At 44.2% G+C, this 14,475-nt stretch carries 11 protein-coding genes; 2 read left to right on the top strand and 9 right to left on the bottom strand.

Features of this window, described 5'->3' with window-relative positions:
• Positions 1 to 61 precede the first annotated feature (61 nt).
• Positions 62 to 1,387 carry an isochorismate synthase gene (locus tag ACY3ZI_RS12740; protein WP_211886042.1) on the bottom strand — a complete coding sequence of 442 codons (1,326 nt, stop codon included), beginning with the start codon at positions 1,385 to 1,387 and terminating at the stop codon, positions 62 to 64.
• Positions 1,388 to 2,105: 718 nt separating this feature from the next.
• On the opposite strand from ACY3ZI_RS12740, the gene ACY3ZI_RS12745 reads away from it, so the two are divergent.
• Positions 2,106 to 3,317, top strand: a complete 1,212-nt coding sequence (locus ACY3ZI_RS12745; protein ID WP_211886043.1) for an alpha-xenorhabdolysin family binary toxin subunit A — start codon at positions 2,106 to 2,108, stop codon at positions 3,315 to 3,317.
• An 11-nt stretch (positions 3,318 to 3,328) separates the two neighbouring features.
• A complete protein-coding gene (locus ACY3ZI_RS12750) occupies positions 3,329 to 4,339 on the top strand; it encodes an alpha-xenorhabdolysin family binary toxin subunit B (protein ID WP_211886044.1) in 1,011 nt (336 codons plus the stop codon).
• Positions 4,340 to 4,418: 79 nt separating this feature from the next.
• Here the strand turns inward: ACY3ZI_RS12750 and nuoN are convergent, their stop codons facing one another.
• Genes nuoN through nuoG form a run of 8 tightly spaced genes read right to left on the bottom strand, consistent with a single transcriptional unit; the run spans position 4,419 to position 14,444 of the window.
• Positions 4,419 to 5,930, bottom strand: coding sequence for an NADH-quinone oxidoreductase subunit NuoN (nuoN, locus tag ACY3ZI_RS12755; protein WP_487375294.1), 1,512 nt, complete (start codon positions 5,928 to 5,930; stop codon positions 4,419 to 4,421).
• A 9-nt stretch (positions 5,931 to 5,939) separates the two neighbouring features.
• On the bottom strand, positions 5,940 to 7,463 hold the full coding sequence (gene nuoM / locus ACY3ZI_RS12760; RefSeq protein ID WP_211886046.1) for an NADH-quinone oxidoreductase subunit M: 1,524 nt from the start codon (positions 7,461 to 7,463) through the stop codon (positions 5,940 to 5,942).
• Positions 7,464 to 7,482: 19 nt separating this feature from the next.
• Positions 7,483 to 9,324 carry an NADH-quinone oxidoreductase subunit L gene (gene nuoL / locus ACY3ZI_RS12765; protein WP_211886048.1) on the bottom strand — a complete coding sequence of 614 codons (1,842 nt, stop codon included), beginning with the start codon at positions 9,322 to 9,324 and terminating at the stop codon, positions 7,483 to 7,485.
• Entirely contained in the window at positions 9,321 to 9,623 is a 303-nt protein-coding gene (gene nuoK, locus ACY3ZI_RS12770) for an NADH-quinone oxidoreductase subunit NuoK (protein ID WP_006660292.1), read from the bottom strand. Before nuoK ends, nuoL begins: the two co-directional genes overlap by 4 nt.
• Entirely contained in the window at positions 9,620 to 10,165 is a 546-nt protein-coding gene (gene nuoJ / locus ACY3ZI_RS12775; protein ID WP_036952750.1) for an NADH-quinone oxidoreductase subunit J, read from the bottom strand. Before nuoJ ends, nuoK begins: the two co-directional genes overlap by 4 nt.
• A gap of 12 nt (positions 10,166 to 10,177) precedes the next feature.
• A complete protein-coding gene (gene nuoI / locus ACY3ZI_RS12780; RefSeq protein ID WP_004259834.1) occupies positions 10,178 to 10,720 on the bottom strand; it encodes an NADH-quinone oxidoreductase subunit NuoI in 543 nt (180 codons plus the stop codon).
• Between the two features lie 14 nt (positions 10,721 to 10,734).
• Positions 10,735 to 11,712 carry an NADH-quinone oxidoreductase subunit NuoH gene (gene nuoH, locus ACY3ZI_RS12785; protein ID WP_036952747.1) on the bottom strand — a complete coding sequence of 326 codons (978 nt, stop codon included), beginning with the start codon at positions 11,710 to 11,712 and terminating at the stop codon, positions 10,735 to 10,737.
• Positions 11,712 to 14,444, bottom strand: coding sequence for an NADH-quinone oxidoreductase subunit NuoG (nuoG, locus tag ACY3ZI_RS12790; RefSeq protein ID WP_487375295.1), 2,733 nt, complete (start codon positions 14,442 to 14,444; stop codon positions 11,712 to 11,714). The genes nuoH and nuoG overlap by 1 nt, the downstream gene beginning before the upstream one ends.
• Positions 14,445 to 14,475 lie beyond the last annotated feature (31 nt).

Consider the following 14,475-nt stretch of genomic DNA (forward strand, 5'->3'; position numbering starts at 1 on the left):
AAAAGAAATAACCATTTTAGCTATAGGGTTTTTAGGCTATTTTTTCATTGTGCTTGGTTTTTCATTGCGTTTTAAGTAAGGATTTCAGCCCAGCCGCTTTGTTTTCAATTTCTTCCCACTCTTGTTCAGGATCTGAACCACTCACAATCCCTGCACCTGAATAGAGGGATATCTGGGTACCATCAATTTGAGCGCAGCGCAGAGAAACCGCAAATTCACTGCGATTTAAACTGACAAAGCCACCCGTTCCTGCATACCAACCACGAGAAAATGGCTCGTGCTCGGCAAGGAATTCACGAGCAACGCGACGGGGTAAGCCGCATACCGCTGCCGTCGGTTGTAAACGTTGCAAACAATCGCTGTCTGAGGGCGCTAATAGGGTCGCGGCAATGGAGCGATATAAATGTTGGATTTTTCTCAGGCGGATCACCTTCGCGGGGGAGACATCAATACCCGTTACCGCACCTTGTAATTGCTGACAAATATCATCAACCACCACTAAATTTTCATGCTGGTTTTTACTGTCTTCCATTAACCATTTGGCATTTTCAGCCGCAATCCCATCATCAACATGGTTAGCAACCGTACCCGCTAGTGCTTCAGAATTAAGTTGAGTGCCTTGGCGCAAGTAAAGACGCTCTGGAGTCGATGACATAAAGCCGGAGTGCGCACTAAACGCCATCATAAAATGGTAGCAATGGTGATTCACTTTTTGGCTAGCAGATAAAAACTCTGCCGCAGTTATGGGCTTAGATAGTGACAATTTGGTTTCCCGTGCCATCACCACTTTCTCCATTTTACCTGCACGCATATCGTGAATGGCTCCAGTGAGTAACGCACACCATTCATCATGATCGGGAATATGCTGCTGCCCAATGATTTGAGTGGATAATGGGGATACGCTATTCGATACCGAATTTAACTGCTGTACAAAAGCAATAGCGGCTTGGAGATCCTGTGCACCATCAATATTTAGAGCAACAGTCACCGTTGAGCGCAAGCGGAAGATTTCTAATCGAGGTAGAAAATAGAATGCGGATTCTCGCTTAAGGGTTTCACTGATACCTTCGCCCACACCATTCCAACCATTGAGGCCCCATAATCGCATATCAGGGATTTCAGTATGCTCGGAGATAAATTGCTCAGCATCCATGATAGCATTAAATGATTTTACTGTGCCTAACGCACTACATTCCTCTGAGCCAGTACGGTGATACCAATAGAATTGAGGGTAGCTATCTTGGGACGATAACCACGCTAATCCCGGAAACGTCTCTTTTGCATCCATCTTCCACGCTAAGCGGGTATATTCGTTAGGATTGAGTACTAATGTAGACAAATGGGTCAGAATTTCAGCTAATAATTTATCAATTTTTGTTTTTGTCACTTTAGATTCCCACTGCACCATCACAACGACATCGATTTACTTACAATTATTATATATCGCAATGTAATTTATTAATACATTCATTATTAATAGCACAAGATGTTTAAAAAAACGTCAGATAGAAATCAAAAATGATAAGCTTACGACATGGGTACGTTTTCAAAATCATGTCATATCAAACTGTTAAATAAGGCCTCACACCCATCTTATTTGTATAACCTCACTATCAACTTGTGATTAATATATAAAATATCAATAATTCACCTTATAAACTATTTTTATTCTTTGATTGATTCTAGATATTGAATCCTAATTACACTTAATTCCTTATTGTTTAGAAACTATAATATTCACTTTAAGAGCGCAGAAACGACGCTATATATAAGTTTAAAAATTGTAATTTATGTAATAAGTGAATACTTAAAACTACAACCAATGAGTTATTTTTTAGCGCTGATTTTCATTTTTTAATATCAACATATGCCCTGCATTTCTAGTAGGTTATGAGTTATAAATTTGAACGTGATTAGCCTCTTGTTTATTACTATTAAAAACTTATTACGATAAAATTTTTATAGCGACTCGAAATTCATCATCATTAAAATCTTATAACCATTAAAAACGAAACGTAAAACAATACATTAATCATCAAGGCAACAAGATAATTAGCTCTCTAACTTTATCACTCCATCTTTATTTAATTAATTGGAAATCCAGAATGAATACTCAGTCTAACTATGACAGAATTATTGAAAAGGAAAACATTGGCGATGCAACATTGGCATTGTTAACCAATCAAGACTCCTTATCCGCAAGATCAGCAGGTATATTCACCCTCGAAGATTTAATTAATATTCACCGACACGTCCAGTTTGCGTTAACCCTTCCTGTCAAAGAAATTGATATTTTAAAATGGTTCGGCATTAATGATGAAAATGATTCATTACTGCCTGCTAGTGAATTAACTGAGGCGATTTTGAGTATTCGTAAACACGCTAACACCTGGGATAACGTTGAACTCAAAGTGAAAGAGCAATCCATTGATTTGTCATTAACAAGTCGTAACATCATACAAACTGGTGATCAAATTCTTGAATATATTAATCACATGCCGATTATTCAAAAAATATCAGACAGCTTAGAGGATTTATCTGAAAGCGATTTAAACCAAATTACCTATCAAAACGATGATCAACAAATTGCCACTGAACTGTTAAGCATTTTGCAATTAATTAAAGGAGATATAAAACAGCAATCGATTAAAACCATTCAAATTAAAAATACAGTCTCAGATTTTCGTGCTCATATTACCGGTGGATATCTTTCAGACTACACCCATGTAGATTCATTACTCTTCACAATAAAAGGACTATATCAACAATTAGAATCTAACGAGGATCCCAGCAATAACGAGTCATTTTATAAAGAACTTATCACCTTTAAGAAAAACGAACTATACCAATTAGAGCAGGAGTATAGCCACTATGTTAAGCTTTGCTTTACAGGTCTTGCCGGGGGCATTATTGGCTTAGTGATTACAGGCAGTATTTTTGGTGTAAAAGCAGAAAATATCCGTGATAGAAAAAATAAATTAATTAAAGAAATCGAAGAAATAAATCATAAATTACATCAAGAAGAGCTACTACAGCAAACTATCTTTGATATTCAAATTAATTTGCATAAAATTGAAGGCTTATTTAAAGATGCACGTCTCGCTATTGACCACTTAGATTATATGTGGCTCGTCATCCTCACAGAGATTAAACAATCTATTGATATATTTGCAAGGATAAACAATGCAGAAAAACTGATCCGGTTTATCACGCAATTCAAACGTATCATCACATCTTGGACTTCTATTCAAGATTATTCAGTTCATTTGATTAAGCTATTTGATGAGCTACAAATCAATGAAAAAAACTCACAATAAAAGGCGTTAATATGCATGATAACCTCGATTTACCTATGTTACCCTCCATTGATATCTACCAATTAAGGTGTATTTCAAATAGTATTAGCTCTTTTAATAAAAACATTCTTAACTATGATTATATTATTTATGGTCGAATTCAAAAAATCGCAATTAAGATTGAAAGGCTCAATGAACTGATTAGAAACTCTGTTCCCATTCTGAAAATCAAATTGAACTATATTATTAAAAATGATGATTATGCATTACTGGCATATGAAAATAATGATGATGAGCTATCCGATATTCGCCGAAAAATTGCGATGACAGGCTTTGTTGATGACTTAATGGATGTCAAATTCGAACTTGAAAAGCTTATTTCAAAAACACGCTATACATTAGAATCATTATTGGTTTTTCATTTAAATGAACCTAACAAACTAAAGCATTCGCAATATGCCAAGCAAAAAGAGTTTCTCGTCAACTCTAAAAATAGTAAGCAATCTAAGGTTAATGAATTAAATAACAATCTCTCTGTGATCCTTGCGGCGGAAGATATTATATTAAAACATAAAATTACAGATTTCTTTGACCGATATTTTCAAGGGAAAGAGCTTATCGATTCTATTGATATCCAGCCCAATAAAAAAGACATTCTGAAAGCAGCTATTAGTTATATTCGTAACTTATTAACGATGGTGGACGATGGTCTCGAATTTAGTCAACTTGTTGATGTAAGAATCTATATCAGTGACCAAATTATTGAGGCTCGTGAAGAAATAAATACGATAGATAATAATATATTTCGAATCTCACAGCTTATGAGCTATGCCAATGACATCAATCAAATAGAAGCCCACAAACAGACCATTATCACTCAAGCTGGCGCTTTAAAATCCTATTGGGAATCTTGGTGCGGTTTTATGAGTGAAAGAGTCTCAGAGGAGTGTTTGAATTTCGACCAAATTAAAACCGTTAGCCAAATGCTAATGACCTATTTGAACGATATTGAATACCAATATCAACGACAATTACCGGATTAAAAAAATCCCCGTTACTGTTAGGTAACGGGGATTTTATCAGAACTGACTTGTTTACTAAAACCTAGCTGTTTACTAAAACTTAGCTAAGTGCTGGCAGTGTTGATGTTGCAATATCAATAATCGGTTGTGGCCACAGACCAAACACGATAACCGCTATCGCACACAGCGCCGCAAACACAGTTCCCAACGTCATTTTTTCTGGACCAGTATAACGGTCTGCATGTTCTGCATCACGGCTATATAAGCTCGCCATAAAGCGCAAGTAGTAGAATAATCCAAGTGCACTACCTACCACCACAGCCCCTGTCAGCCACCACAATTGTGCATATACGGCCGAAAGGATGGCATAGAACTTACCAATGAACCCAAGCGTAATAGGAATACCCGCTAGAGATAACATCATCACCGTCATCACCATCGCCAAGACTGGCTTGTGCCAGAATAAGCCGCGGAATGCACTGAAATCATCTTGGTCATCACCACGGTATGGGCTCGAAATCACGCTAACCACACCAAACGCACCCAAGCTCGCTAACAAATAGCTCACCAGGTAGATAGCAATGGTGACTTGTGCCAATTGGGCATCAACACGCATTGCCACCAATGTAACCAGTAAGTAACCCATATGAGCGATAGATGAGTAACCAAGCAGACGCTTCGCACTCTTCTGAGTCAATGCCAGTAAGTTACCAAACAAGATTGACGCAATCGCAATCACACCAACAACCGCTAATAATGTATCTGTTTGTGCGATGCCATCAACATGCGTAATCGGTGCTTCTAAGAAGATACGAACCAACACCGCAAAGATAGCGATTTTACTGCCCGTTGCTAAGAAAGCGGCAACTGGCGCAGGCGCACCTTGATAAACGTCTGGCGTCCATAGTTGGAATGGGAACAACGATAATTTAAAGCCGAAGCCAACAATCATCATACCTAAACCAACTAAAATCAGTGGCGCGTGAATGCTGCTATTCGCTAAACTTTGACCGACGACGCTGAAGCTTAAGCTACCTGATTCTGCGTATAATAAAGCGATACCAAACAGCAGGAATGACGACGCTGCTGCGGATAACACCATATACTTGATACCCGCTTCTAAAGTACGGCTACGTTCAAAGGTATAAGCCACCAGACCAAATAGTGGAATAGAGATCAATTCAATACCGATGAACATCGAAGCCATATGGTTCGACATTCCCAGCAGAACACCACCCGTCACCGCAATGCTCAATAAGAGGTAAAACTCTTCTTTGTTATCATTAAAGCCTTCTAGCCAATGATAAGCAAAAATAGCGGTACCCATACCTGCGATCAGAACCAGTCCTGAGTAGAACAGTGCAAAACCATCAACTAACAGCAATGAAGTCACTGCTCTTGGCAGTAATGCTTCTTCGCCCACTGATGTAGGAATGGCATAGCCGTTAACCCAAATCAGTGAAACAAATGTCAGGAGAAAGCCAACAACCGTTATTCCGGCACTGCTTAAATGATCTCGCCGCCACGCAATTGACAGCATCACAATCACTGCGGTCAATCCAGAAAGGATTAACGGCAGCATTGCTAACAATTCTAAAGTTGTTATTGTCATGGCGAATTACTACCCTTGTGTTGAAAGTGAAGCAGAATACAGGTTATGCAGTGTTTCCATCGAACCCGCAGACGTATCTAAGATAGGTTGCGGGTAGAAACCAATGATAACCAATAAAGCCGCCAGAACCAGTAAAACACCAAACTCGCGAGCCGTTAGCCCTTTCAGTTCAGTCTCTGATTTCGGCGTTCCGTAGTAAGTCTGCTGCATCATCCATAGTGCATAGATAGAGGCAAACACCACACCAAACACCATAATGCAGGTCACTAATGTGAATTGGCTGAAGCTACCGAAGAAGATCATGAATTCGCCGATAAAGTTACCTGTGCCCGGCATACCTAAGGTTGCTGCGGCAAAGAACAGGGATAAACCCGGTAACCATTTGATGCGCTTCCATAATCCACCCATCATGCGCATATCACGAGTCTGAGTACGTTCGTACAGCTGACCACTGATAATAATCAGCGCCGCACCCGACAGACCGTTGGTGATCATTTGCACCACAGCACCTTGATAGGCCAGTGTCGATGCTGCGTAGATAGCCACGGTAACAAAGCCCATATGGGATAAGCTACTGTACGCCGCTAAACGTTTAATATCCGTCTGTTTGAATGCTAACCATGCACCGTAGAAGATACTGATCACACCCAGCGTCATTGCCACTGGTGTAAATTGCAGTGAAGCTTCAGGGAACAATGGCAGTACAAAACGTAACAAACCGTATGCGGCTGTTTTCAGCATGATACCGGAGATATCGACAGAACCCGCCGTTGGCGACTGTTCTTGGGTATCTGCCATCCACCCATGGAATGGCACTAATGGCATTTTTACTGCGAAAGCAATAAAGAAGCCCAGCATCAACAAGAAGCTCGCCGTACCTGACAACGCACTTTCAGTACCTAGCAACGCGTTATAGTCGAATGTCAGCTCATTGAACGCAATCCAGTGAAGGATAACTAAGCCGATAATCGCCACCAGCATGATCAAACCGCTGACTTGCGTATAGATAAAGAATTTTGTCGCTGCCTTAACATGCTGGCGGTTACCTGACCCTTTGTGTCCCCAATTCGCAATCAGGAAGTACATCGGGATCAACATCATCTCCCAGAAGAAGAAGAATAAGAAAAGGTCAACTGCCGTAAAGATCCCCATCACACCTGCAATAATCCATAGCAGGTTAAAGTGATAAGCACCTTGGTTCTCTTGCTGCTCGCTCCACGAACTGAGGATTGAAAACGCGCCCATGATGGCGGTTAACACCACCATCAACAGCGATAATCCATCAACCGCTAACGAGAAATTGATACCTAGCGCAGGGATCCATTCCGTTGAGTATGTATTTTGCCACTCTGGAATACCTTGCGGGTTAACCAGCGAATAATCCCCTTGGGCCCAAAATAGTACCGCAAGGATAAGCGTGATCCCCATTGTCCCCAGCGCAACCCAACGAGGTGCGCGGTGACTGAATCGGTCTGCCTGCCAGCTTAGCAGGCCACCGATAAAGGGAATAAGTATTAGCCAATATAATTGCATGGCGCAATGTGTCCCTTAATTAAACCAAAAGCAGCAGAGCAAGAATCAGCACTGCACCCAGCCCCAGAGAGGCAACATACCAACGGATCTGACCGTTTTCACTCACTGCTAGCCCTTTGTTTGCCCAACGTGAAAGATGTGCAGGGATATTCATCAGTGAGTTAATCGGATCGCTTTCGAGTAACCATGCAATTCCTTTGAAAGGTTTTACAAAAATTACATCATACAACCAGTCGAAGCCCCATGCGTGGTACCACCACGTTGAGAAGAAACGACCAATTGCTGTTTTCGCAATCGCATCAACGATAGAACGTCTAAACAGATAGAGGAACGTCGCAATCAACAGACCTGCGATAGCAAACCCACCCGAGATAGCTTCGATAAACAGTTTACCGTCTTCAGCTTCCATAGGTTTTGCAGGGAATACGCCCTCTAATGGCTGGTGGATCATCGCACCCACGAAGGTTGCAAGGATTGCCAAAATAGCCAGTGGTACAGTGTGAGTGATGCCTTTAACTTTATGCGCTTTGATTTTTGCTTCACCGTGGAAGACGATGAAAATCATACGGAAGGTGTAAATTGCGGTCATTAATGCACCGATGATACCCGCCCATAACAGCACAGTTTGCCCATCCACTTTCGCGCCCCACAAGATGGCATCTTTACTGTAGAAGCCAGAAGTAAACAGAGGCAACGCGGCCAATGCACTACCACCGATTAACATCACAATATAAACGAATGGAATTTGCTTACGCAGCCCACCCATTTTGAAGATGTTTTGCTCGTGATGACACGCGATGATCACCGAACCTGCGGACAGGAACAGTAACGCTTTGAAGAAGGCGTGCGTCATTAAGTGGAAAATTGCCGCATCCCATGCTTGTACGCCCAGAGCCAAGAACATGTAACCAATCTGGCTCATAGTCGAGTAAGCAAGAACACGTTTGATATCCGTTTGAACCAGTGCTGCGAAACCTGCAAACAGCAATGTTACCGCACCCACAACACCCACTAAGTGCAGAATGTCTGGGGTTAATAGGAACAGACCATGAGTACGCGCGATTAAGTACACACCCGCAGTAACCATGGTTGCGGCGTGGATCAGTGCAGATACTGGCGTTGGACCCGCCATCGCATCGGCTAACCATGTTTGTAATGGCAGCTGAGCTGATTTACCTACCGCACCACCTAATAACATCAGCGTTGCCCAGTTCAGCATCGATAAGCCTTCTGGAGACAACTGAGTCGCACGTTGTGCCATTTCGCTGAAGTTTAAGGTACCCAATTCGTTGTACAGGATAAACATGCCGATAGCCAAGAACACGTCACCGATACGGGTTACGAAGAAGGCTTTCATTGCCGCTTTGCCGTTCTCTGGGTTGGTGTAATAGAAACCAATCAACAGATAACTGCACAGCCCTACCCCTTCCCAACCGAGATACATCAGCATCATGTTATCAGCCAGCACTAATACCACCATGCTCGCGATAAACAGGTTAGTGTAAGTGAAGAAACGTGAGTAACCTTCCTCGCCACGCATATACCAAGAGGCATACACATGAATAAGGAAGCCCACACCCGTTACCACACCTAACATGGTTAGTGATAGACCATCAAGGGACAGGCTAAATGGAATGGTGAAATTACCCACGGACATCCAAGTCCATAACATTTGTGGATAAACATACCCAGCTTCATGAGTTAAAAACTCAGAGCCTGCATAAAATGCAACTAGAGCGGCCAGACCCACTGAGCCTGCACCGATAATCGCGGATACATTTTCTGACCAACGACCGCGGGAAAATGCGAGAAGCACAGACCCTAACAGCGGGAACAGAATCGTTAAATAGAGTAAGTTCATTCGCGCATCTCACTGACTTTATCAATGTTCAGGTTTTGACGATGACGATGGAGTTGCAGTAACAACGCCAATCCAATACTCGCCTCCGCTGCCGCCAGAGTGATTGCCAGAATATACATAATCTGGCCATCTGGTTGCCCCCAAAAACTGCCCGCGACCACAAAGGCTAATGCCGTTGCGTTCACCATGATTTCCAGTCCGATCAGCATGAAAAGCAGGTTACGGCGAATAACAAGACAGCTCAGTCCCATTACAAAGATAATTGCCGCTAAAATCAGACCATGTTGAAGAGGTATCATTGTTTCTCCCCCGCATTACGGCTGTTGCTGACAAGATCAGCGCTGTTTTCTGAACGGTCACGACCCACATGGAAGGCAACAACCAGACCCGCGAGTAATAATAACGATGCTAATTCAACAGCTAAGACGTAAGGACCAAACAAGCTGATACCCACTTCTTTCGCTGTGATAATCACACCTTCCGTTTTTTCTTGGTGAGAAAGGCTGGTGATCCCATACACTAAAATGCCCAGTAAAACGGCAGATAGCACTGCGGGACCAATCCACGTTTTCGGTGTTAACCAAGCACGCTCTTGTTCTTGTACTGAGCGACCTAAGTTCAACATCATCACCACGAAAACAAACAGAACCATAATGGCGCCAGCGTAAACGATAATCTCCAATGCTCCGGCAAAATACGCACCGAGCGAGAAGAACACCATTGAAAGTGCCAATAGAGAAACCACCAGATACAGTAGCGCATGCACTGGATTGGTATTAGTAATCACCCTCAAAGTTGCTAAAACAGCAACTAGACCGGCGATATAAAATGTAAATTCCATGAATATCGCTCCTTACGGCAACAGGTCTTTGACGTTGATAGGTTTCGCTTCGTTATCCGCTTCGCCTTTATCTTTACCTGCGATCGCCATACCTGATTTACGGTAAAAGTTATAATCAGGATATTTGCCCGGTCCTGAAATCAACAGGTCGTTTTTCTCATAAACCAAGTCCTGACGACGCCAATCTGCCATTTCGAAATCTGGCGTCAATTGGATTGCCGTGGTTGGGCAAGCCTCTTCACACAGACCACAGAAAATGCAGCGAGAGAAGTTCACGCGGAAAAATTCGGGATACCAGCGTCCATCTTCGTGCTCAGCTTTTTGCAGTGAGATACACCCCACTGGGCAAGCAACCGCACACAAGTTACACGCAACACAACGCTCTTCACCATCAGGATCGCGCGTTAGCACGATGCGCCCACGGTAACGGGGTGGCAGATAAACCGGCTCTTCTGGGTACATTTGCGTTTCCCGTTTATCGAACGCATGTAGACCCACCATCCAAATACTGCGTACTTGGGTGGCGAAACCGACCAATAACTCTTTTAATGTCATGGTTCAATCACCCCTTACTGAGCGTTGTATAAAATCACTGCTGCGGTACCCAGCAGGTTAAGCAGTGTCAGTGGCAGACAAATTTTCCAGCCGAAGGACATTACTTGGTCATAACGTGGACGCGGTAATGAAGCACGGATCAAGATGAACATCATCATGAAGAAGGCTGTTTTAATCGCAAACCACAGGAAAGCAGGCAGGAATGGACCATGCCAACCACCAAAGAACAGCGTTACAATCAGCGCGGACACAGTCACGATACCGATATATTCGCCCACAAAGAACAGACCGAATTTCATACCGGAATATTCCACATGGTAACCGTCGGCAATCTCTTGTTCCGCTTCTGGCTGGTCAAATGGATGACGGTGACATACCGCGACACCCGCAATCGCAAACGTGATGAAACCAAAGAATTGTGGGATCACGTTCCACATACCCTCTTGGGAATTCACGATGTCGATTAAGTTGAATGAACCCGCTTGCGCGACCACACCCATCAGTGACAAGCCTAAGAACACTTCATAACTCACCGTTTGAGCCGATGCACGCATCGCACCCAATAAGGAGTATTTGTTGTTACTTGACCAACCGGCGAACAGTACCGCGTACACTGCCAGACCTGCCATCATCAGGAAGAATAAGATCCCGATGTTCAGGTCAGCGACGTGCCAAGTCGGGCTGACTGGCACAATGGCAAACGCTAAGAACAGAGAACAAAATGCGATAACCGGCGCAAGCGTAAAGATTTTCTTGTCCGCGAACTCTGGGATCCAGTCCTCTTTAAACAGCATTTTGAACATGTCGGCAATCAGTTGTCCCATTCCAAATGGACCCACACGGTTAGGACCGTAACGGTTCTGGAATAGACCGAGAATACGGCGTTCGCCGAGACTCATGTATGCCCCGCAGGTCACAACAACCAGCAAGATAACAACCGATTTAAGGATGGAAATCAGGACTTCCATCACCGCAGGAGAAATCCAATCCATCATGCGCCCCTCCGCAGATTATTCACTGACACGCCCGCCATTACCGGAGCAATTCCCGGCATACCCAGTGGTAAACCAATTTGACCCACAGCAAGGTGCTGACTAATGCGCACTGGCAGATTAAAGGTTTGACCTGCATGACTAAATTCAGCTTTCACGCCAGCATTTAGACCGAGTGTCGCCGCATCTTGCGCGTTCAACATGATATAAGGCTCAGGCATACGTTGCTGGATCACATCAGAACGTTGTGAAGTTTCATCACTACCAAATAAATGATAGTAAGGTGCCACAACCCACTGTGCTTCGCCGCTTTGGTAAGCCGCCGGAACCTCAGTGAAGTACGCCAATTTGCTTTCTGTCGAATTGAATAAACGCACACCCGGATCACCAAACAGTAAGTGTCCGCCCACCTCTGCTTGGAATTTGTTCCATGCTTGTGGTGAGTTCCAGCCCGGTGCCCATGCAAATGGAATTTGCTGGCGTGGCGCTTTCGGTTGGTTATTCCCTTCCATTGAGAACGCAAATGGTGAATCGATATCTTGCGGTTGACGCGGTTCATGAACCGATTTGTCTGCCAGCATTGCCGTACGACCGCTGTAACGATGCGGTTCACGCGCCAGTTTCTGTCCACGAATACGGAAAGAGGCTTTCGGAGCTGTATCTCTAATACCCGCAAATTGCGGCAGTGCAGCCACACACTCTTCGATAACGTGATCTAATTGCGACCAATCTGCATCACGCTGCTGCGCTTCAGTTTGCAGTGAATGCATCCAGCGCCAGCTTTCGTTCATCACGATGCTGTTATCGTAGTAAGTTGGGTCAAAGACTTGGAAGAAGCGTTGAGCACGACCTTCTTGGTTGATAAGCGTACCGTCTGCTTCAGCAAAACTTGCCGCTGGCAGGACTAATGTCGCTTTATCCATGATGTCTGTGTGCTGGTGGTCTGCCACGATCAGGTGCTTCAATTTCGCTAATGCGCTATTGACGGCATCCACAGTGCTATGACGGTAAAGGTCATTTTCCATCACGATAGCCACATCCGCTTCGTTAGCTTCAATGCGTGAGAACGCATTTTCTAATGGCAATGCGTTCATCATCGCAAGACCAAAGCTGTTGGCATGAGACGCGACATAAGACAGACCGACGTTCGCACCCTTCGCTTTCAGCGCAAATGCCACGTTAGCTGCGGCTTCGATCACCGCATCGCTAGCGCTATGGCTACCACTGATAATCAGCGGTTTTTTCGCACCCGCTAAGGCTTGAGCTACGGTTTCTACTTTCGCTTTCACATCAGCTGGTAAATCATTTACTGCTGGTGCGTCACCGTTGATCAGGTTAGCAATCGCAAAACCGAAACGCGCTTGGTCAGCCACTGGCGCACGGTAGTTGTAAGCCGCAACGTCATCTAAACGCGTGTCATCCACGTTAGTGATAAATAGTGGATATTTGGCGTGTTGACCAATGTTTTGAATCGCTGCGATTTGCCAGTCAGCGACTTTCTGTGCTGCTGCCATTTCACGAGCTTTACCTTTCACCGCTTGGCGAACAGATAATGCCATACGGGCGCCTGTCTGAGTTAAATCTTCACCCAGTACTAATACCGCATCGTAGCCTTCGATTTCACGCAATGTTGGGGTGTAAACACCACCGTTTTGCAGGATGTTTTGCATCAGCGCTAAGCGACGTTGTTCATCCTTAGAAATACCAGAGTAGAAGTTTTCAGCACCCACTAAAGCACGCAGTGCGTAGTTACTTTCGACGCTAGCACGTGGAGAACCGATACCAATCACTTTTTTCGCTTGATTGATGATCTGCGCACCGCTTTGCATTGCTTCAATCGCCGAAACCACCTGCTGTACGCCATCTTTGGTTAACAGCGCTTGGCGAGGACGGTCTTTACGGTTTACGTAGCCATAACCGAAGCGACCGCGGTCACACAGGAAGTAATGGTTTACAGAACCGTTATAGCGGTTTTCAATACGGCGTAGTTCACCATAACGCTCACCTGGGCTGGTATTACAACCGATGCTGCACTGTTGGCAGATACCCGGTGCAAATTGCATATCCCATTTACGGTTATAACGTTCTGAGTGCGTTTTGTCGGTGAATACCCCTGTTGGGCACACTTCAACGAGGTTACCGGAAAATTCACTTTCCAGCGTGCCGTCTTCAGTACGACCAAAGTAGACATAGTTATGCGCGCCATACACACCTAAATCGGTGCCATCGGCATAATCTTTGTAGTAACGAACGCAACGGTAACATGCGATACAACGGTTCATTTCATGACTAATGAATGGACCGAGATCTTGGTTTACGTGCGTGCGTTTTGTAAAACGATACTTACGCATGGTATGACCGGTCATCACCGTCATATCTTGTAAGTGGCAGTTACCGCCTTCCTCACAGACTGGGCAGTCGTGTGGGTGGTTGGTCATCAGCCATTCAACAACACTTTCACGGAATTGTTTGGCTTCTTCATCATCGATTGAGATGTAAGTGCCTTCCGTTGCCGGTGTCATACAAGACATCACGAGGCGACCACGAGTGTCATCTGCGTTTTGATACTGCTTCACCGCACACTGGCGGCAAGCGCCAACGCTTCCCAGCGCCGGATGCCAGCAAAAATAAGGAATATCTAGCCCCAACGATAAGCAGGCTTGTAACAGGTTTTCAGACCCGTTTACGTCATATTCTTTGCCGTCTACATATATCGTAGCCATAGTCAGCATGCTTCCCAAAGGCCCGCTTTAGCAGGCGTTA

This window comes from Providencia sp. LY12, from assembly GCF_057621555.1.

Bases quoted from the DNA above. Each gene is read 5' to 3' on its own strand.
- ACY3ZI_RS12745 (WP_211886043.1), top strand. From the start codon at position 2,106: ATGAATACTCAGTCTAACTATGACAGAATTATTGAAAAGGAAAACATT.
- ACY3ZI_RS12750 (WP_211886044.1), top strand. From the start codon at position 3,329: ATGCATGATAACCTCGATTTACCTATGTTACCCTCCATTGATATCTAC.
- nuoN (WP_487375294.1), bottom strand. From the start codon at position 5,930: ATGACAATAACAACTTTAGAATTGTTAGCAATGCTGCCGTTAATCCTT.
- nuoM (WP_211886046.1), bottom strand. From the start codon at position 7,463: ATGCAATTATATTGGCTAATACTTATTCCCTTTATCGGTGGCCTGCTA.
- nuoL (WP_211886048.1), bottom strand. From the start codon at position 9,324: ATGAACTTACTCTATTTAACGATTCTGTTCCCGCTGTTAGGGTCTGTG.
- nuoK (WP_006660292.1), bottom strand. From the start codon at position 9,623: ATGATACCTCTTCAACATGGTCTGATTTTAGCGGCAATTATCTTTGTA.
- nuoJ (WP_036952750.1), bottom strand. From the start codon at position 10,165: ATGGAATTTACATTTTATATCGCCGGTCTAGTTGCTGTTTTAGCAACT.
- nuoI (WP_004259834.1), bottom strand. From the start codon at position 10,720: ATGACATTAAAAGAGTTATTGGTCGGTTTCGCCACCCAAGTACGCAGT.
- nuoH (WP_036952747.1), bottom strand. From the start codon at position 11,712: ATGGATTGGATTTCTCCTGCGGTGATGGAAGTCCTGATTTCCATCCTT.
- nuoG (WP_487375295.1), bottom strand. From the start codon at position 14,444: ATGCTGACTATGGCTACGATATATGTAGACGGCAAAGAATATGACGTA.